This is a genomic window from Pseudomonas ficuserectae, from assembly GCF_024584585.1.
Lineage (GTDB): Bacteria > Pseudomonadota > Gammaproteobacteria > Pseudomonadales > Pseudomonadaceae > Aquipseudomonas > Aquipseudomonas amygdali.
Genome location: NZ_CP085684.1, coordinates 1,699,264 through 1,719,388 on the forward strand (window position 1 = coordinate 1,699,264; position 20,125 = coordinate 1,719,388).

The window sequence follows — 20,125 nt, forward strand, 5'->3', positions numbered from 1 at the left end:
TGTTCACGGTGATGTCTCGAGTTGCAGCTAATGTGAGCCGGAAACGATGGAATGCAAGTCGATGCGGCTGAATGCAAGCTCGCTCGCAATTAATCTGAGCCAGACGGCTCCGTCAGTCGCAGTTAATCTGAGCCGAAAATTGCGCTGATTGCGAGCACGGCTGTTTTCGATTGCAAGCCGCTACACTTAACGTACGATTTTTTCCGAATTCTGCGGGCCCCCCAACCAGAGAGGCGACAACCATCCTGAGACCGGCGGGACTATCGGCATTCTTTCTGTCGACCGTCCCCACACTTTAGCCGTTGTAAAACTGCTTAGAGGCGTTTTTGCATATCTGTTTGTAGAAATCGTCACCGTCCTGGACAGTAAAACCAGCACCCACAAAGCACCCTCGCGCAATTTCGCGGAGAGAATGCCTGATTCCGCTCGAATTGTCGTATACGGCATTTAGGCAACCTATCAGAATCACAACATCATCTTTTGACAAGGGGGCCTCACCACTCATTATTCTTGCGTGATTAACACAGGACGTCGCGTTGAGAGCTGTAAACGAGTCTCCTAATCCAGAGGCGTCTTCAAATCCTACCCCTGAATCAATAAGTTTTACATGAGTTAAAGGTAGGTTTTTCAAGTCTGCCATTGATTTATGTTTCAAATCCTCTATTTTATCGGGGGGTAGCTTGAAGATTTTTTCTTGTATATAAATATATGCATGGTAGAGCACCGGTCCTGCAATGCTGGTATTCCTCTTAAACACACTCTTTGCTAAATCTTGCTTTGAGAACGGCCTACTTAGTTCTATTTTATCAGCTTCGTCTTGGAGTACAGTGCCTCGATTATAATGACTTTTCAATATGATCCGTTCCGCATCACCCCAAGTGTCTTCACCCGCATAGACCTGTCTGAAAACCAAAAGTGCTTGGCCTGCTGCGAATTGGGAATCACTGTTGAGCGTGATATTCTTTCGAAGTAAGTTATCAAGATTTTCCATACACTGCTTGGGCGTGAGAGCTTTTTCGCCATGAGTGTCTTCTATGAAGTGTTTCAGGCCTTTTTCCACAAATGGCTTTGTGATAGAGCGAGATGTATAACCAGTAGATCCCGTTTCCTCATTTCTAACGCCAGTCAAAGAATATTTGTTCTTGCTTATATAGGCCTCGCTATTTGTAAGGTCAAAGTCTTTTGGTATTTTTTCCGGATTGAGTTTTTTTATTGCTTCTTCATTGGTAAGTTTACCTTTCAGGCACATAATATTCTTCAGAATTGATGAGTGCGCTTGTTCGGTGTCGACTAGGTCAGATAGGTACTCTTTAGTTGCCGCACGATAATCAATCATCGTTAAAAATTGATTCTCTCCGCAAAGCCTAAGCGGGCTTAAAAGCGAGTTATTATTTTCAAGAGTGCTGCTTTGGTAGCGCTTTCGCGCTTTGTCTTGTGCATCGTTAAGCCTGGCATCGCTGGTAAAACCACATTTGCCATCATGCAGAGAAGTGGTAGAAAGAAAAAAATTATTGGCAGTTTTATCGTAGAGGTAGGCGCTGCCTGCAAGGTATGCAGCGTACCTCATGGCGCGGAAGGGCAATTTAGAGTTATTGCTGGATTGGCCTTTTGAATCGCCTTCGTGTGTCTTTGCGGTTTGCGTAGCGCTCAGCGCAGCGGGTTCATTATTTTTTGCTATTGTATTAGTTGCTTCTATCTTAGGCGATGCATTAAAAGTATTCTGCACCATTCTTGAAGCTGAAGAGAGATGACTGTTCTTTATTTGCATAATCTAGGTATCCTATGTGCTTCTGGCCATTAGGGAAGGTCTGAAGTAGCCGGATGTTTTCCGGCTACCGAGTCCTCAGCACTTTTCAAAAAACGATGCATGTCGAAATTTGCTCAATTATCTTCGCTTTTTAGCTCTTTCGGCCGCTGCAAAGCCTTTTGCGGTAACCATTTCCTGCATTACACGCGCACCTCTCCTGCGCTCGCCAACAAATGTCGGCGGACCATCCACAGGTTTGACAGGGCGAACAACGTCACCATCTGCGCGGTGTTCTTGGCCAAGCCCCGAAAGCGCACTTTTTCATAGCCAAACTGGCGTTTGATGACCCGAAACGGATGCTCGACCTTGGCGCGAACCTGGGCCTTGGCCTTCTCGATTTTGCGGATCGCCTTGTACAAAATACTGCGTTTTCCGTGCTTTTTGTAAGTGCTGCGGCGGGCGGCAATCTGCCAAATGACCTTGCGCCCAGCGTGTTCTTCGCGCTTCTCGACCCCGGTGTAACCTGCGTCGGCGCAGACTACGTTTTCCTCGCCGTGCAGCAGTTTGGCAACCTGCGTGACGTCTGCCACATTGGCCGCTGTTACTACCACGCTGTGCACCAGGCCTGACTCGTCGTCGGCGCCGATGTGAGCCTTGGCGCCGAAATAGTACTGGTTACCTTTCTTGGTTTGATGCATCTCAGGATCGCGTTTGCCATCCTTGTTCTTGGTCGAACTGGGCGCGTGAATCAGCGTGGCATCGACGATGGTGCCTTGACGCAACGACAAGCCACGGTCGCCCAGATAACCATTAATTACGCCGAGAATCCCGGTCGCCAACTCGTGCTTTTCCAGCAGACGACGGAAGTTGAGAATGGTGGTTTCGTCTGGAATTCGCTCCAGGCTCAGGCCTGAAAACTGACGCAGGATGGTCGTCTCATACAGCGCTTCTTCCATCGCCGGATCGCTGTAGCCGAACCAGTTCTGCATCAGATGAACACGCAGCATCGCCATCAGTGGGTAGGCGGGCCGGCCACCTTCTCCTTTTGGATAATAGGGCTCAATCAGGGCAATCAAACCTTTCCAGGGCACCACCTGATCCATCTCGATCAGGAACAATTCCTTACGGGTCTGCTTGCGCTTGCCGGCATACTCGGCGTCGGCGAAGGTCATCTGTTTCATCATCGAAAAGCTCGGCGACTGGTGTCCGGAGATTTTGCCAAATTAGGAAGTCTTTTTCAGAGTTTCCTTAGATGGTTTTACAAAGCTATACGTGGTCGTCGCCAAGCGTAGAGTTCCACAATGAATTTTCCTCACCCTCCAACTCCAGTCCAGAGTGCGTCCAGATTGATTATGTTGCCATCGCTCTGGATGGTTAATGTCCGCTAGCCAAGATCAACCAACTATTAATATAAGTCAAAGAAAGTTGCAGTTATCTGCTCCTAAACTTGCACTGATTGCGAGCGCGGCCGTTTTCGATTGCAAGCCGCTACAGTTACAGGGCTAATTGACCTGCGAGCAGCCAAGGCGACAGCGGCTCTGTTGAAACGAGCCTATTGAGGATGTAACTATCTTCCCACACGGAGCGACCTAGGGAACCTCCGAACAAGTCTCAAATATGCGAAAATCGCCTGACCACCTGATCCGAGCCGCCCATGAGCCAAATGAGCTTTTCCGACGTTGAGTACGCAGGCAAACGCAAGCAAACCCGCCGCGAGCGTTTCCTTGCCGAAATGGATCAGGTTGTACCCTGGAAGGGTCTGCTGGGGCTGATCCAACCGTTCTACCCCAAGGCCGGTGGCGGTCGAAAACCCTACCCGCTGGAAACCATGTTGCGCATTCACCTGTTGCAAAACTGGTTCTCCCTGAGCGATCCAGCCATGGAAGAAGCGCTCTACGAAATCACGCCCATGCGCCAGTTCGCACGATTGACGTTGAGCGCGCCGATGCCGGAAGACACCACGATCATGAACTTCCGGCACTTGCTGGAAAGGCATCAGCTCGCACCTGCAATCCTCGAGGTCATTAACGGCTACCTGTAACGACCTGCAATCGAAATGGCCCGGACCTGCAATCATCGCGTTTTTCGACCGGGATTGATTGCGTCTATCCGGCACCGCGAACCAGCATTGACTGCAAACGAACCTGCACCCACCCACTTCGACCTGCAATCGAGAGCGGCCGACCAGGATTAAATGCGACTGAAAACCAATGATTTTAGCGGGGTTTACGCGGATGCACTCGGCTTAGTGCACTTTCTGTTTCATTGCTCCGCACCCTGTACTGCGATCACACGATTCAGTCCGGTAGCCCGGTAGCGCTGCTGTTGGAAGCTCCAACCTCTTACCTCCGTAAGGTGCCATCGTCAAGTTTGTCTCTTTAGACTCTAGAATTTGTGAGCGTACTGTATCAAAAATTAAAAGCCGCCCTATTGAGACGCAAAAAGCGTCTCGGCCATACGTCTCACAAGGGTGTACTTAACTGAGACATCAACGGCGAGCAATCACTTGCAAATAATTCCGGTTCATGACGGTTGATTGCAGGTCGAACCAGATGAACGCAGGTTCATTCGCAAATAATCCCGGTTTGCTGGCTCGGATAGACGCAATCAATCCCGGTCGAAAAACGCGATGATTGCAGGTCGGGGCCATTTCGATTGCAGGTCGTTACAATTAACCTCACGGTGCTTGAACGCCAGTTCAAAGGCTTGCCCCTTGTGTTACGGGGCTTGAATCTTGTTAGATTCTAGCTAGCTTATAGACAAGCACTTACCAATTCATTGGTCTGAAAACAATGCCTCCGATGCGTGCTGGAAACACCCTTGAGTTTGCATGAGCGAGTCAAAGGGAACGGTTTGTCTGATAAGTGCAGGGGGATGAAGTCAGTGGAGCTTGTTTGGTCTAGTGATGACCTGGTGATCGCAGGGCAACCCTATACGGGGTTTCCGATTCTGCTGTGGGACTCAATGGAGAGTTGCGTCGTAGCCAATCAGTTCTTTCGCCACTACCTTCTACGTGGTGCCATTGGTTCAAAGAAATCCTGGCCCAGCACCGGACGCGCACTGTACGACTTCTTCTCCTTCCTCCAAGCCCATGAACTTGAGTGGCGTGACGTTGATCGTGGCGAGGCCAAGAGCCTTGTGGCAGCCTATCGCGACTTCTGCTTAGCTGGCCCCGACCACCATCCGGCAGCGCCTGCACTACATCTGCAAGTTCTACGAGTACGCGTTGAGCCAGAGGTGGGTGAGCCGGTTACCCTTTTGCCAGGACGAGCGCACCGTCAAGCGCGAAACCAGCTTCCTTGCCCATGTCAATGCTAGTGGAGGCAAGGCCATGGCGAACGATGTGATGCCCCGAGTTCACAAGGCCCTGCCCAAGTTTCTCACCATGGCGGAGGTCAATGCGCTCTTGAGGGCGGCAGAGAATCCCCACCATCGGATGATGATGCTCTTGGCCCTGCATACAGGACTGCGCCGCGAGGAAATCGCCTCGTTCCCACTAGCCTGCGTCTTCGATCCGGACAAGGCGGGCAGGCACGAGCGCAATTACCGCATTCATCTCAATCCGTTCGATGGCAGCGGCATGTGCACGAAGGGCAGCAAGCCTCGGTACATTTACGTCAGCCGACGTTTCATGACCGACCTCCACCGTTACGTCGTGCAGCGTCGCGGTGAACGCGCCTCTCTGAGTAAAACCCCTCACCAGCCGTTGTTCCTCAATCAGTTCGGGGAGCCCTACGCCGAGGATGGCAAAAGTCTCTGCCGCATCATCCGCGACACCGGCAAGCGGGCCAACGTCAAAGCCCACACCCATATGCTGCGTCATACATACGCCACCTACACCTTAATCAGTCTTCGGAGCAACCCCGGTAGCGGGATAGAGCCGCTCGTGTTCCTTCAGCGCCAACTCGGCCATAGCTCAATCCAGACGACCATGGTTTACCTGCACCTGGTCAACGAACTGGCCGACGATGTTGTGCTGGCCTACAGCGATGAACTCAACGACTTGGCAGAGGAGGTCTGATGGGTAGGCGCAAGTTATTCACCAAGACCGACCTCAGTATCCCCCAGGTAGAGCACAGTCGTGACGCAGCGGGCAATGTCGTAGTTCTACCAGAGGCAATACCACCAGCGAACACGACGGTCGAGTTCGGTCGCAATGCTTCTTCATGCCGAACCTTCGACTTCGCGCCTTGGTATGGTGCCTATATCGACGCCATCACTTATGCCTGCCAACAGCAGATCAGGCGCTTCTTGGCCGGGATGGATGGTGCTGTCGAAGCCAGCACGGTAACGAACTTCTGCCACAGCGGACTACGACACTTCCTTGATTACTCCATACTGCGGGCGACTGCCTTCGGCCGTGATTTGACCCTGACCGATTTGGATCGCAACCTAATCGACGGTTACCTGGGGCATCTGGCCGGATTGGGCGTAAACCCCACCAGCCAGAGGAACAATTACAATGGGGCTAAGTCGGTACTGCTCGCCTTGGGGAGACGCGGGCTGATAAACCTGATCGCCTCGGGCGATGCTGCTACCTTCCCGCGAAATCCCTTCCCGAACAGCAACCGCAAGATGAAGGGCGAGACTGCCCTGAATAAGCACGAGCGTCAGGCGTTTGCGGCGACGCTCAGGCAGGCACTGATACCGCTATGGTGCGATGGGGTTCAGTTGACTAGCGAGTTGCTGGTCTATGCCCTGATGATGGTGGCCTTGCACACCGGGCGCAATACCACACCGCTGCTGGAAATGCGGCGCGACTGCCTGCGCCCACACCCCAAGGACAACAACGTCTTCCTGGTGCTGTGGAAGCGGCGCGGACATAACAGCAGCAAAGTGGCACTGCGTGCCGAGTCGGAGTCCGAACGCGTCCTGGAATCCACCCCGACAGTGAGAACCAACGTCGAACGCCTGATCTGCCGCGTGCTGACTCTAACCGAACCCCTGAATGCAGAGGCCCCTGCTGACATCAAAGGGCGCGTGTGGCTGTATCGCAGTCGTAGCAGCGGAAATGTCGACCAAGTCACGACGCTAATTCCCCGGAGTTTGAACGTAGCGATCAAGCGGCTCGTGGCCAATCATCAGCTTACCGACAGCAACGACCAGCCGCTGCGCATCAATATCTCGCGCTTGCGCAAAACCTTCGGCAACCGCATTTACGAACTAGCCGACGGCGATCTGGCGACTACAGCCATTGCGCTGGGCAATACCCCGAAAGTGGCCGACCGCAACTACCTAGCGCCCGGCGAGGACACTCGCCGTAACTGGCGGTTCATGGGGGAGCTACTGGTACAGGAGTTGCTGTCTCAGACCATCGGGGCGACCTACACGGAAACCCCAATGGGGCGCTGCGCTGACCCGATAGCAGGCCAATACGCGCCCAAGCGAGATGGGGCGTCCTGCTTCGCCTTCACCAACTGCCTGCGCTGCAAACATTACGCGGTGACCGCCGACGACTTGTACAAGCTGTTCAGTTTCTACTTTCGCGTACTGGCCGAACGCTCGCGCATGGACAAGCGGCGCTGGGTACAAGAGTACGCACACATCCCCCGGTTGATCGACAATTACATCGTCGCCGAGGGCTTGCGACGCAGCACCTTCAAGTCCGCTGACGTGGACGCGAACCGAGAGCGTGCTCGCTCACAACCGCATCCATTCTGGTCGGTTGACCTGATCGACAGTCTGGAGGTCTTTGCATGAGCGACAATACCGTACAGGCGCTACCTTGGGCTCGCCTCGCCTTGCAGCCCGGCGATGTACGCGGATTGCCCGAATCCGAGCGCAACGCCCTGATCATCACCGCCATACAGGTCGATGGGCAGTGGGTCATCCTTAGCCAATACAGTGATGACATCTGGGAACTCGACGGCTTCACAAGCAATGTCCAAGTCCACAGGAGGCGGCTTGACTTCAGTGCTGTGCCGGAGGCGTTTCGAGCGGTGATGAAGGCCATGTTCTTTCGCTACCTGAGGCGAGGCCGTGCAGGCCAGCAGCGGCTTAAAGGTGCGACGGCGTTCGGAAGCTTCCACAACGCGCAGCTTTTTCTACGTCACTTGCTGACGCTCGGAGTTGATCATTTGGGTGCGGCGACACCCTTCGCCTGCGCTAGCTACGTAGAAGCCTGCCGGGCGCACCGACAAACAGGCCGGAGCATAGGCAAAGCACTGTCTCAAGATGTACTTCGCAAGCGCTTAGTCGCTGTGGAAGCACTTTATGAACTGAGCCAGTACACAGAAGATATGATGCCACAGCACCCATGGCCCGAGACCTCTGCAATGGCAATGGCTGGACTCGTCGGAAGTGGTTCGCCTCACAATCAGAGCGGCAAGACGCCATTGATCCCCGATGCCGTATTCTGCGCCCTGTTCGAGCGGGCTCATCGGATCGTGGAGTGCGGCAAGGCCCTGATCGACCTGCGGGACGCAATTGATGCAATCGCGATACAGCTTAAGACGCAGACAAAATGGACTGTCTGGGCCGCCAAGAACAGCTATTTGGCCGCCCATGGACGGGTGGGCGGCCTAGACGCGTTCAACCATGCGCTGGTTGAACTGCGCACTGCCTGCTACATCGTTTTGGCAAGCACCTCCGGCTGCCGCAACCACGAACTAGCCAACGTCCAGTCGAACGCGCACCTCCGTACCCATGACGATGAAGGCACCGTCTACCACTGGATGCGCTCAAGGTCGGATAAGACCGATGCCGGCATTCATGACTGGATGATCCCCGAGACATCCGTACGCGCCCTCCGGCTAATGGAACGCTGGGCTGCGCCTTATCAGAGCATGATCGCTGTCGAGCTCGCAGAGTTGCGCCGGGCCAACCCACATGACCCGCAGATCACTGAGGCGCAAAAGCACCGCCAGACGCTGTTTCTCGGTGTGTCTTTGAAGAAGGGTAAGCAAGCGCGGGCACTTTCTAATAAGGGATGGAACCAAAACCTAAAGGCATTCGCCAGGGATTGTGGGCTGGACTGGAATCTAGCCAGCCACCAGTTCCGCCGAAAGTTCGCCAACTACGCTGCGCACAGCCGCTTTGGCGACCTGCGCTACCTTAAGGAACACTACGCTCACTGGTCGTTGGATATGACTTTGGGCTATGCGATGGATGCCTCTTGGGGCGAGCACCTCGACGCTGAGTTGTTCTTGGATATTCAGGACGAACTGGACGACATCAAGCTCGGCGTGGCCGAGGTTTGGATGGGCGACGACATCTTGGCTGGTGGCTACGGTCGCTCCATCAAGGACTGGCAGCGCGATCCGCAGAATCTCGCCATTTTCAAAGACCACGCTGCCATGGTGAAGTCGATTGCAGAGAGCACCTCAATCCGCAGCAACGGCCATGCTTGGTGCACAGCCGACAATGACGGCTGCGTAGGCAACACCCTTGAGCGCACTCGCTGCGGCGACTGCGACAATGCGGTGATCGGCCACAGCCATTCAGGCATCTACCAGCGGCTGTACGACGATCTGAAAGGATTGCTGGACTGCCCCGGCATTGGCGAGGGTGGCCGCCAGCGCATCCTACGCGACATGGCGCGAAGCCGCGACGTACTGATCCAGCTTGGCATTGACCCGGAGACACGAATTGCATGACGATTAAGCAGAAGCCCGTCAAATACAAAACCGCTGATGCTCGCGAAAAGGAGTTGAGGCTTGCTCTTTATCGCATTCAGAAGGGCCGCGCGCGCACCGGGGAAATCAAGGTAACCATTTCCGCGGTAGCTCGCGAAGCCGGGGTATCGACAGCATTGATACATAACCACTACCCGAACATCGCCGAGGCTATCCGCGAGGCTCAGGGACGCTCCAGTCGTGCAATGCGGGACGTGAAACATCAGGACTTGATTGCCGAGCGAGAGAAATCAGCAGCTTACCGTCAGGAGATCGCAGAACTGCGAGCCAAGATATCCAATCTCGCCTCTCTCAATGAGGTGTTAGTGGACGAGAACAGTACACTCAAGTCAAAAATGAACGACCGTACAGTGATCGATTTATCTATAAGAAGACCACGTGGCTAGGCCAATCTAGCATTGCTTGCAACTGTATCCAACTCAAGGAAGATTTATGGCCAAGTGTAGTGGTCAACTGATCCCGGACACGACGTTAAGGTTTTTCTCGTACTGAGCGGGCGCCATTCCATCATTGAACTGGTGTGGCCGAATCCAGTTGTAACGATGCATCAGGTAATGACTGATATCCCGCTGAGCCTCTTGGACCGTCATGTAGCCCACGGTCGGTATCCACTCAGTTTTCAAGCTGCGGAACACACGCTCCATCGGCGAGTTGTCGTAGCAATTACCCCGGCGGCTCATGCTCTGGCGTATGCGGTATCGCCAAAGCCGCTGGCGAAACTGTCGGCTCCCGTATTGGACGCCCTGGTCGGAATGAAACAGCAGGCCCTGAGGCTTGCCGCGTTGCTCATAAGCCATGTCCAGCGCCTTGATCACCAAGTCCGTATCCGGTTTGTTCGAAAACGCCCAGCCCACCACCCGACGCGCGTAAAGATCCATAACCACCGCCAGGTAATGCCATTTTCCTTGCGCCCAGATGTAGGTGATGTCGCCACACCAGACCTGATTGGGCGCGGGTACATCGAACTCCCGATTCAAAATGTTCGGAATGTCAGGCCGCTCCACTGTTGCTTTTTTATAAGCATGCGAGCCTGGTTGCTTGCTGATTAATCCCAGCTCCCGCATCAAGCTACGCACCTTGAACCGACCGATTTGCTCGCCATCCGCCTGCATCATCGACACGATACTGCGGCTGCCGGCAGCGCCTCGACTTTGCCCGAACAGCTCATTGACTCGGCTAAGTAAACGAACCCGCTCGGCGTCTGGAGACCGACGCCGCAGGCAATGGTTGTAGTAGCACGAGCGAGGTACCTCGAACACTTCGCACAGCAATTCGATTGGCTCATGGACACTGAGCTGATCAATCAGCGCATGCGCTCGTGCTCTTCCGACATCAAGAGCGCGGTGGCCTTTTTTAAAATGGATTTCTCCCGCTCAAGACGGGCGATCCGGGCTTCGAGCTCCTGGATTTTTTGCTGCTCGGGCGTGAGGGCTTTGCTCTGTGGAGTGACACCGTTGCGCTCTTGTTGAAGCTGGTTGACCCAGCGACGCAGCGCAGATTCGACCACCCCAAGCGAGCGGGAGGCTTCGATATGGCTATAGCCTTGATCGAGCACGAGGCCTGCGGCCTCGCGTTTGAATTCAACGGAAAAGGTACGGCGTTGTTTGGTCATCAGACACCTCTATCTGGCGATATTCTCGCCTAAATGAGTGTCCGGAACCATTAGACCACTACACAAGACCAAGTTTCCCCCAGAATCCGAAGTCGTATCCTGGCTACAACATCTCATTGAAAAGGAGGAACTGCTTGAGTCGATCCAAGGGCAAGAAGCTATCACCTCTTTGACGAACTCGGTAGAACAGGAGAATTTCCTTCCATCCTTCGGTATTGATTACATCTCTCGACGTGCTTCAGCAGAGGCGGCAGAGCATGTACTGGGTCGTTTGAGCGTATTGGAGATCGTCTCGATCAACACCAGTATCTCAATGACCACAGGAGAGGTGCTGCGCCCAGACATACTTTGTTTCAATAGTGAGACGAAGACGCTCGTAGTTTTTGAGGTCAAAAGGGCCAGCGAAACGGAGCGACAGACTGTCACGGAGCTTGCTGGCTATGAGCAGGAACTCCGGAATATGCTCCCTTTTTTGGGTAATTTCGACGTTTGCTTCGTAGTAGTCGCGGCAGATTGGTCGACGCTTCTGGCTCATGCCGTCGGCAGCATGAACGCATGGTCGGGTAAGCAATGCCTAGCACTGAAGTTGACCAGCGATGATTCAGGGTTTGGACTCCTAGCGCACCTACCTGAGGCTTGGCACCTGACCGGTAGTACCAATCTTCCAGTCGAAGCGCTCCCGTCGATTGATCTCTATCTAGCTTATAAAGGGATTGATGATCCCGAAAGAAACCTCGAAGAGACCGACTCGGATGGTCAAAATGAAGGCTACGAACGCTGGCCTCCGAAAATAGTAATTACCGCCATGGATGTGATCGCTCGGGAGGGGGACAGAGCAGGCTCGCATGGCTTTATGATGCTCTGGCGTGAAGTTAACGGCTTTGGCCGTGGTCGATGGTGCATTACCCTAACTGCCATTGACCCGTACGCAATGCACGCATGGTGCCGTGATCATGGGCTGTCGCAGAGGGAGTCCGAGGCTGCGTCTTTCCTGCACAATCGAAGAGATGACCTCCTAGGGCAGACCCCGCAGACGGTGTACGACATTGCTAAAACAGCATTTCCTCTGCTGAAAGAGCATTTCGATCCTGAGTTTTGCGGCGATTACCACTGGCAGTTAAAGGTTAGTCAGTACCGAAATCGAGTCGTGCCTACTCGGTTCGATTTCTGGGGCAGCCTCGGGCAGCATGCCCGAGAATTTGTTTGCAACCCGTCCGTTCGCAATAACTACATGCCATTCGTTGGTCTTAATCAGCTGGATTGGACTGATCCTGCGGTTGCGATGACGTTAGTAGCCAACCTCTCGCTCGGCGCACCGTTTCCTAGAGGTGTAATCAAATGCAGCGATGCTTTTTTAGTTGGGCGAGTACTTGGGGATCTAGCCGTCGCCGCCTTCAATGCCGCTCCCGACAGAGAGCATGCCGCAAGGATTGAGCCCATGGTTGAATGGGCCCAATTGGAGGCGCTGCGCTTTGCGATTGAGATGAAGCAAATGTACGACATCACTGAGGAAGTCGTGACGCCAATGCCGATGCTGTCCAATGATCCTGCTAAGCGATTGCAGGCCACGGAAGAGCTTGCCCAGTGGGTAAGGACTGATCTGATCAGTAGACGTCATCCCTTTCACCAGGCCTGCTTCGACCTTGGCTACCGTCATGCGTTGCTCTTCAACCTACTTAGTGAGCAAGCCATTGATCGCCTCAGCCCGGAAGAACCGAGGGCAGCGGCTTTTATCGTGCGTAGCATCCTCAAGGGCGTGCTAGCACGTGCGGAGGATAGTCAGGGCCAGATGTTTCAATCTTCAGGGTTCCTCGAGTTCATGGCATTCCTAGAACCGCATTTAAGCTCTGGCATAGACCTTGGAGATGATGAAGCAGTAAGTGTGCTGATTGATGCCATTGATGACAAAGAACTTCTCTCAGGATTCTGCGGGGCAATCGTCAGAGGTGTAGATTCAGTTATCCCTGTTGTACTCCATACGACACGCCCCCCTTTTCATGTATGGATAGATTGGGAGTGGCTCAAGTCCGGTATCAAGGCGCTATTTGAAAATGGAGACCATTGTCCAGCGGTAATCTTTAGCCAAGATGGGATGGTGGGCGCTGGCCGTTTGGAACACCCCTTTAGGCTTGTATCGCCTATCAGTGATCCTGATGTGGAGGTCTACCTCGTCGATGAGTCGGCTGCGAGAAACATGGCAATCAAGATGACGTGGGATGAGGTGAAAGATTTTCACGCAAAGCGCAGTCAGGGATATTAATCTGGCCTCCGTATGGTCGAGCGTCGTCTCGACCTGCGGCGATTTGTTCTCTAAATATGCACTAAAAAAAACTGAAAGAATTAGGTTTAGTAAGCAATTGATTTCTATGAGATAAAAATGATTTAACAGTTACCATAGCTCCAGAAACCATGCGTATTGACCAGTTTAGAGCTCGGTCTGTTGCCGCTGATGCAGAATTGACCCTGCTGCCGAAATTTCGCTGACCCAAGCTTATACTTCGTAAAGCGTTAGCAGGTCTTACTTTGGACTTAATACTTATGGGGCAACGCCAAGTCGGCAGCAGGGTCAATTCTGCATCAGCGGCAACACGTCGCTCGCAAAACGCGATAAAACGTCGCTTCCGACGCCAGATAGCGCCCTTGATCGGCCAGGCGCGGCACGATCTGGCTCGGCGGCAGGTGAGCGTACTCCGGGCTGTTGCACAGCATCACAATGGTCTGTCGCTCTGCCTCGTTCAGCGCATTTGGCGGCGTTGGCCGTCTGGCAGTCGTTCGCGCATCGGTCTGGATAGCGTCTGTTTGAGTCCACCGTGGCAAGGTGCGCAGCGACAGACCAACTTCCCGACAGGCCCTGATTTTTCTGGCTCCCGCCGCGACCGCTTCGCCCAGACAGGCCACGAGTAGCTGCCGCTCTGGCAGAGACGTTAGTTGTCCTCGTCGTCGGTCGTCCCCCAATAGTCGTTGAGCTTTTTTCGCAGCACCAACAACGCGGCTGTTTCAGCGAGCGCCTTGTCTTTGCGGCGCAGTTCGCGCTCAAGTTCCTGGATGCGTTTCTTGTCTTTGCGCGCCTGGTCTCGTTCTTCTTTTTGCAGGGCCTTTTCCGATTTCTGGCCGGTGATGAAGGCTTGTCGCCAGGCCTTGATTTGCTCGGGGTAAAGGCCTTTGCGGCGGCAGTATTCACCCAGGTCGATCTCGGACAAACCGGCGGCTTCAAGCACGACAGCAAACTTGGTTTCGGCTGACCAGTTCTCGGTCAACGGCTTGTTTTCAGACACTGCACTTCCTTCGGCACCGAGCTGCTTGCGCCAGTTGGACAAAGACATTTCACTGACCCCTTCACGGCGAGAAACCTCGGCCATCGACAGGTTCAGCGGGGGAAGCAGCATTTTGAGCAATGCGGCTCTGCGTTCAGGTGAATAGTACGGCACGATCAGTCTCTTTCCGCCCCCGATATGCTTTTTTAGGAAAAACCGGAGAGGCGACAACTATGCTGACACCGGGGGACTGCGCCAAATAAAGCTTTGGCGTTGACCTACGTTTGCATGGAACCAAATCCGTCCCAAAGGCCACACAGAGCCAACATTTTTATAAAAATTGGTAGCTGTATAGCTTCCGCAGTCGAAAAACTTCAAAAGCAGCAAAGAATGGTTTATAAGGAATGTATCCATGCAAGACCTTAGTTTTAGCAATATAGAAAATCATTTAGGACCCGCTAAAGATCGTTTCTTTGGCGATGGTTTCAAACATGTGGAGTATAGTGCTAGACATGTTAACCTCACCGAAAGTGCAGTGGACGCAAATATAACTCTTAGCTACCCAGCCAATTGGTCAAAAAAGAACGGTAGTAGTGAACTAGTACCGCACTTAAGCACCATTGGCGCATTGACAATTTCAACTAATTTAACCCAGGGTATTCTACTGAATAGCTTCAAAAGCATTGACCACTGCTGGGTGAAAAGAATATCTATCAAGGCCGGAAATAAACCTGAAGAAGATCTACGTAATATCAATGCGAAAATAACTAAAGAAAGCCAAGGATTGGACTCCCAAGGCGATGCGTATTTAATTTTCGGTGGTAACGTTGGCACGATGACAGTTCAGTTGGAGGTCATCATGGCAGCCGCTCACGAAATCGAAACCGTTAAGGATAGTGCCGAGAAAATTTGTTATTCTCTACATTTTAAAAATCGCACTCAATTCATCGACGATATTATTTTTTACTCGCCACTCAACGCCATATCAACACTTTTTGTCGCTTATGATAAAGAGCGCCATTTTTCACCTGGCGGAATCGAGGCTAATTACCCTAACATTATGAACCCCGTAGATTCACTTGTCAGTCACGCACAAATAGCGCAAGCACTTCTTTATAAACTCGTTGGTTTGACTCGTGGTGAATCAAACACCTTATGGATGAGGAGCTTGAATATTATCGCCGAGAATCCCGCAAAGCGCATAGCGGCGACTCGATTACTAGTAACCGAACTAAAGCGTGCTAATATTGTTTCAGTAAAGGATAAAAGCTGGCGAGTAGCGGAAGTGGCTGGATATATGAATGGTATCACCCTTTCTAGTTCAGTTGCGCATCTATCACCCCTTTAGTATATTTTCGGAAAAACAGCTGCTGATTCCCGAAAAAATTAAACTTTATCAGTAGCTTATTCTATACATCATAGGTAGATTATTTCGCGAATAGTACATAGGGGTGCAACATGAACATTCGTATTGCCGCCTTGGGAAACGCTCTGTCGTCTTTTGAGGTCACAAATGAAGGCTTTGATAACTGCGCGTCATATAGAAGTTCTGTGCATCTAATAATAATGCTAAGTGACGACGCTCGATGATCATTGTCATTATCCGACATGGTGAAACGCCACAAAATTTGCTTGGCGTTTTTCAGGGACAGTCTGATCCTGAGCTGGATAACGTAGGGATAGATCGGTTCAAGGAAACTGCCAGAACGCTTAAGAATGAGAAGTGGGATGCTATTTATAGCTCTAACTATAAACGCTCACTGGTTTCCGCAAATCTTTTGACAGTTGACGTTAACTTGAGAAGATTTGTTTCCACAGACTTTTCGGAGCGCCACTTGGGCGCACTGGACGGTAAGTCTAAGGAGCTTCTTATATCTGCTGATCCTGAATTATCGAGAAAGTTAATAACACTTGAGTATACCCCATCCGGAGGGGAGTCGGGTCGTTCAGCGTTGGAGCGTTTTGTCCGTGGAATACATACTATTAAAAATAATCACCAAGGCCGGGTTATTGTTGTTTCTCATGGAGGTATTGTGGCACTTTTTGCTCACCACATGTTAGGGGTGCGACAGACTTCCTGCCTTCTAGAGCATGGTCATGCCCTAATAATAAAGGTCTCAGGGGCTGAAATTAGTTTGATGGGCATGAATGTTCCACCCAATTCGATAGCGGAAGCGACGTACAATGGAAAATATCTTGACCAGGGATTCCGGGGTCAGTGGGAGAGCAGCTAGAAAAATCAGATGCCCCGTCACCGGCTCAGCTGACATATGACAGCGTGATGACCAAGCAGGGACTTTATTCCAGAGGGGTGTAAATAGAGTCGGTACTCGCGTGCTTGGCCTTTGGAGCCTACGAAAGCGAACGAGCACTCAATTAATGGTTTTCGATCATGAGGCAATCCATGCAAGCGCTTCTAAACTAACTTTTTTATATGGGATAGGTATGCAAAGCCGATTCAATGGATGGTCAATGCAGGTTCTTGAGGTGGATGATACGGCAGCGGTTGGTCGACATATTGATCAGTTTGGTTTCGCGATCGTTTCGGGGGAATGGAGATTCGATGCGTCTGATTTTGACCGCATGGCCGCACTTTACGGCTTGGGCCCAATGTACCAGTCGGATTTCAACCGGCTTGAGCATGCAGAAGGTATAGCATCATCGGGAATTAACCAGGTCGGAGGTCTGTCGAGCGGCAGCCATGTCGTGTTCAACGGCGCTACAGACGTGCCGCTTCATACCGATGGTTCCTATTTACCTATAGGCACCATCAAGACGTCGATCCTCTTTTGTAGAGAATCTGCGGCTCTCGGCGGGGAGTCCATTCTGTTCGATAGCGTGTCGGCATTTCGAGCACTGAGCGAGGATCATCCTGATCTTGCTCGGTCCTTGCTCGCCGATAATGTGTTCAGGCGCCGATCTACTAGTACGCGTTCGGGTAGGCAGTATCAACACATTGGGCCGATGTTTCTTCGTCGCGAAGACGGAGATATTGTTGGCGGCTTCACGCTCGATATCACGGCTGACTGGGAATACTCGCGTCGTATGGACGCACGGGTGATTGACGCAGCGGCGTATCTCATCCGGCTCGCCTCCGAAAACAGCGATTACACTCTGAAGTTTGGGTTGCATAAAGGGCAGGTGCTGATTATACGAAACGACCAGCTGTCGCATGGTCGATGCTCATATGTCGACGACCCTGCCAGGCCTCGAATCCTGTTTCGAGGACTCTTTCTGTCCTCACCATGCGATTCTGGTGCACCAACAGACTTGGTCTGTACCCGAGGTAGCCAATCTTGACTGAGGGGATGTCACATATGCCGGAGCAAGCTGCGGGGGCGCAGTGGGCCTCATGGATATCGTGTCGCGCCAGTCAGCTTAAGTCGCGGATCCAGACCGACCTTAACGCCTACTCATTAAGCGACGACATGAAACAGGTCATCGTTGAATTTGTTCGCGAATATCGGAGGGGCGGTCGGGGCTGGAGCGAGAGGGGAATGCGCGGCGACGAGGTCATGGCGCCAATGCTCGGCGTCAGGGATACCGCCCCTGAACTGTTTGAACTCGTTCGTACGAAGATCGCACAGGCAGAGAAAGATAAATGGATGGGCGGCAGCTTAGACAGCAATGTCATGGCAGCGCAGTTGCAATATCGGCGATTTGCCATCGTATCTACGCCGCGTTCAGGAACACATCTGCTGCGTACGCTGCTTGGCTCGCATCCGTGTATTGAGGTCCACGGTGAGGCGTTTAATCGATTCGGTCAGCACCTTTTGCCTTATTCGGTGCAGGACACGACGGCAGCCGGGGTTCTTGAAAGGCATCTATTTCGACCGTATTTCGAATATGTCGAAGCCGTCGGTTTCGTGCTCTTTCGCGATCTCGACACCCATTGGGCAGGCCAGAACGTGTGGGGTGCCTTAGCAGATGTCCGCGACCTAAAAATAATCCTGCTCGACCGACGCAACCGGCTGGAGCGACTTGTGTCGCTAAAGAAAAGCCTGTGCGATCACGTTTGGTACGTTGGCCGTGAAGATAAGAGGTTGAGGCCGCATGTGGAACTGTCGGTTCCGCTTCATGAACTCGTCGACTTCATTGACCGCGATCTTGTAAATCGGGCGCAATTCTGCGACCACTTTCACGGGCACGACATATTGCCGATCACTTACGAAGAGTTACTCGCGACTCCAGAAGTTGTGCACGCCCGTATGCTCAAGTTTCTTGGTGTGTCAGCTGCAATGCTTCAGTCCGGAACAGGTAAGAAGGAGAAGGCGCCGGTTTCGGCGGTGGTCAACAACATCGATCAATTGAAGTCAGAACTTTCAGGTACTAAATATGAGAGCTATATCTAATACGCCGCGACTGTATTGGCCTCCCTACACACCGATGAAAATGGATGATTGCAGGCCGAGCATTGTTCGTGGTGAGGGGGTTTATCTCTACGATGATACGGGGCGACGCTATATTGATGGTATCTCTGGTAGCTATAATCATTGCCTCGGACACTCGCACTTCGGGCTTATCGCGGCGGTGAAGGAGCAAGTTGATACACTCGTTCATGCGTGTAATATTTCTTCAAATACGGTACTCCCCGAAGCGCTTGCCGAGAGAATCAGTGGCAAACTGGTGAAGGCCAGACTTGTCCATACGTTTCTCGTCATGAGTGGAAGTGAAGGTGTCGAGGCCGCCCTCAAGATGGCGTGGCAGTATCAGATTAACCGCGGGTGCCCTCAGCGAACCAAAGTCGTTGCGATTGATGGTGCGTACCACGGCTGCACGCTGGGTGCGATGATAGCCACGCGTCGTGAATTCATCAATGAAGGGGCAGCGCCGTTACTTGCCGCTCACTCGATTGCGATGCCTATTCCATCAGGCCTTGAGGATATTTCACACTGGCGTGCGCTGCTGGCCGAACAGGAAACGACCATAGCTGCAATCGTCGTCGAGCCTGTTATGGCGATGGCCGGGACCCGGCAGTTTCCGGATGGGTTTCTACGGGAATTGTCTGCGCTAGCAAAGAAGTACGATATCCCGTTTATCTGTGACGAGGTGTATTGCGGGGTAGGGCGCACAGGTGCATTTTGTGAATCCATTAACCAAGGTGCTAGCCCGGATATTGTCATTTTGAGCAAGTGCCTTGGTGGCGGTTTTCCGATTACCGCAGTGGTGACGACGGCTGACATGACCGACAGTTTTGCTGCGCAATCTATGCCACTTTTCAGGCATGGGCATACGCAGTCAGGCAATCTCCTTGGCTGTCGTGCAGCATTGTTCATTATCGATTATCTAGACAGTCATCGTAGTTATGAGGTAGTGGCTGCGGGTGGTTCGCGACTGCTGCAGGGAATTCGCGAGAACTTGCAGACGACGAACAGTATCGTGAGCGTGCAGGGGAAAGGGCTTATGTTGTCGATTACATTCGAAACGTCGCAAGCGTGCACCCGCGCCCAACTTGCCGTTCGCAGACAGGGGGTTATTGTGGGGGCCGCCGATCGGCATCTGAAGTTGGCGCCATCGTTCTTGATCAGCGAACCCGAAGCGGACGAGTTGACCGATCGCCTGGTCAGCTCAATTCGCAGTGTTTCGCAACAGTAAGCTCCCAGGTTCTGATAGTAATAAAGGAGGTTCCAAGTGTCTGGATACTTGGCGCTAAAACGGATTGCACATGGCACTCTACATGACGTGCCGTTCAGGTGGGGACAGCTGTGCAACATATGGTGTGACGACACTATTGCGAATAAGCTTGCTGGCGATTTCCCGACTGAGGGTTTCAGTTATCGGGAACGTAACGGAGGCCACTTCTACCGACGTACTATTATTCCACTTGCATCGCACCACGTTCGCGAACCAGCGACCTTATCTGCCGCATGGGTCGATA

General features: G+C 52.6%; 13 protein-coding genes and 2 pseudogenes. 11 read left to right on the forward strand and 4 right to left on the reverse strand.

The features are described 5' to 3' along the window. Positions 1 to 295 precede the first annotated feature (295 nt). Both xopAG and LJU29_RS07545 read right to left on the reverse strand, forming a co-directional pair. On the reverse strand, positions 296 to 1,768 hold the full coding sequence (gene xopAG, locus LJU29_RS07540) for a XopAG/AvrGf1 family type III secretion system effector (protein WP_257111973.1): 1,473 nt from the start codon (positions 1,766 to 1,768) through the stop codon (positions 296 to 298). Between the two features lie 179 nt (positions 1,769 to 1,947). Continuing rightward, positions 1,948 to 2,928: an IS5-like element ISPsy2 family transposase gene (locus LJU29_RS07545; protein ID WP_257112697.1), complete on the reverse strand. Its 981-nt coding sequence runs from the start codon at positions 2,926 to 2,928 to the stop codon at positions 1,948 to 1,950. A gap of 473 nt (positions 2,929 to 3,401) precedes the next feature. Here LJU29_RS07545 and LJU29_RS07550 point away from each other — a divergent pair. The 5 genes and pseudogenes from LJU29_RS07550 to LJU29_RS07570 all read left to right on the forward strand — a co-directional run. Continuing rightward, positions 3,402 to 3,785: pseudogene (locus tag LJU29_RS07550) on the forward strand (transposase); the annotation flags it as partial. 1,293 nt (positions 3,786 to 5,078) lie between these two features. Continuing rightward, positions 5,079 to 5,768, forward strand: coding sequence for a tyrosine-type recombinase/integrase (locus tag LJU29_RS07555; protein ID WP_257111974.1), 690 nt, complete (start codon positions 5,079 to 5,081; stop codon positions 5,766 to 5,768). Continuing rightward, the gene (locus LJU29_RS07560) at positions 5,768 to 7,447 is read left to right on the forward strand and encodes a site-specific integrase (RefSeq protein ID WP_257111975.1); all 1,680 of its coding nucleotides are present in this window, start codon (positions 5,768 to 5,770) and stop codon (positions 7,445 to 7,447) included. The genes LJU29_RS07555 and LJU29_RS07560 overlap by 1 nt, the downstream gene beginning before the upstream one ends. Then, entirely contained in the window at positions 7,444 to 9,342 is a 1,899-nt protein-coding gene (locus tag LJU29_RS07565) for a site-specific integrase (RefSeq protein ID WP_257111976.1), read from the forward strand. The genes LJU29_RS07560 and LJU29_RS07565 overlap by 4 nt, the downstream gene beginning before the upstream one ends. Next, complete coding sequence (locus LJU29_RS07570; RefSeq protein ID WP_122323100.1) at positions 9,339 to 9,767, forward strand: TetR family transcriptional regulator; 429 nt, start codon at positions 9,339 to 9,341, stop codon at positions 9,765 to 9,767. Before LJU29_RS07565 ends, LJU29_RS07570 begins: the two co-directional genes overlap by 4 nt. Before the next feature lie 63 nt (positions 9,768 to 9,830). Here LJU29_RS07570 and LJU29_RS07575 read toward each other — a convergent pair. Continuing rightward, positions 9,831 to 10,993, reverse strand: a protein-coding gene (locus LJU29_RS07575; protein ID WP_122320854.1) for an IS3 family transposase whose coding sequence is annotated in 2 segments (ribosomal slippage) — positions 9,831 to 10,738 and positions 10,738 to 10,993 — 1,164 coding nt in all. Because the reading frame shifts where the segments join, the coding sequence is not laid out codon by codon here. A 37-nt stretch (positions 10,994 to 11,030) separates the two neighbouring features. Between LJU29_RS07575 and LJU29_RS07580 the strand changes: the two genes are divergently transcribed. Beyond that, positions 11,031 to 13,253, forward strand: a complete 2,223-nt coding sequence (locus LJU29_RS07580) for a hypothetical protein (RefSeq protein WP_257111977.1) — start codon at positions 11,031 to 11,033, stop codon at positions 13,251 to 13,253. 332 nt (positions 13,254 to 13,585) lie between these two features. On the opposite strand, the pseudogene LJU29_RS07585 reads toward LJU29_RS07580, so the two are convergent. Next, positions 13,586 to 14,421: pseudogene (locus LJU29_RS07585) on the reverse strand (transposase); the annotation flags it as partial. A 238-nt stretch (positions 14,422 to 14,659) separates the two neighbouring features. Between LJU29_RS07585 and LJU29_RS07590 the strand changes: the two are divergent. From LJU29_RS07590 to LJU29_RS07610, 5 genes are all read left to right on the forward strand, one after another. Beyond that, positions 14,660 to 15,595: an AvrD family protein gene (locus LJU29_RS07590; protein ID WP_057422897.1), complete on the forward strand. Its 936-nt coding sequence runs from the start codon at positions 14,660 to 14,662 to the stop codon at positions 15,593 to 15,595. Between the two features lie 238 nt (positions 15,596 to 15,833). Continuing rightward, positions 15,834 to 16,481 carry a histidine phosphatase family protein gene (locus LJU29_RS07595; RefSeq protein ID WP_005760579.1) on the forward strand — a complete coding sequence of 216 codons (648 nt, stop codon included), beginning with the start codon at positions 15,834 to 15,836 and terminating at the stop codon, positions 16,479 to 16,481. Positions 16,482 to 16,692: 211 nt separating this feature from the next. Continuing rightward, on the forward strand, positions 16,693 to 17,547 hold the full coding sequence (locus LJU29_RS07600; RefSeq protein WP_327506118.1) for a TauD/TfdA family dioxygenase: 855 nt from the start codon (positions 16,693 to 16,695) through the stop codon (positions 17,545 to 17,547). Between the two features lie 17 nt (positions 17,548 to 17,564). Further along, a complete protein-coding gene (locus tag LJU29_RS07605; RefSeq protein ID WP_005760576.1) occupies positions 17,565 to 18,599 on the forward strand; it encodes a sulfotransferase family protein in 1,035 nt (344 codons plus the stop codon). Between the two features lie 40 nt (positions 18,600 to 18,639). Beyond that, entirely contained in the window at positions 18,640 to 19,842 is a 1,203-nt protein-coding gene (locus LJU29_RS07610; protein WP_080438688.1) for a class-III pyridoxal-phosphate-dependent aminotransferase, read from the forward strand. The last annotated feature ends 283 nt before the right edge of the window (positions 19,843 to 20,125 follow it).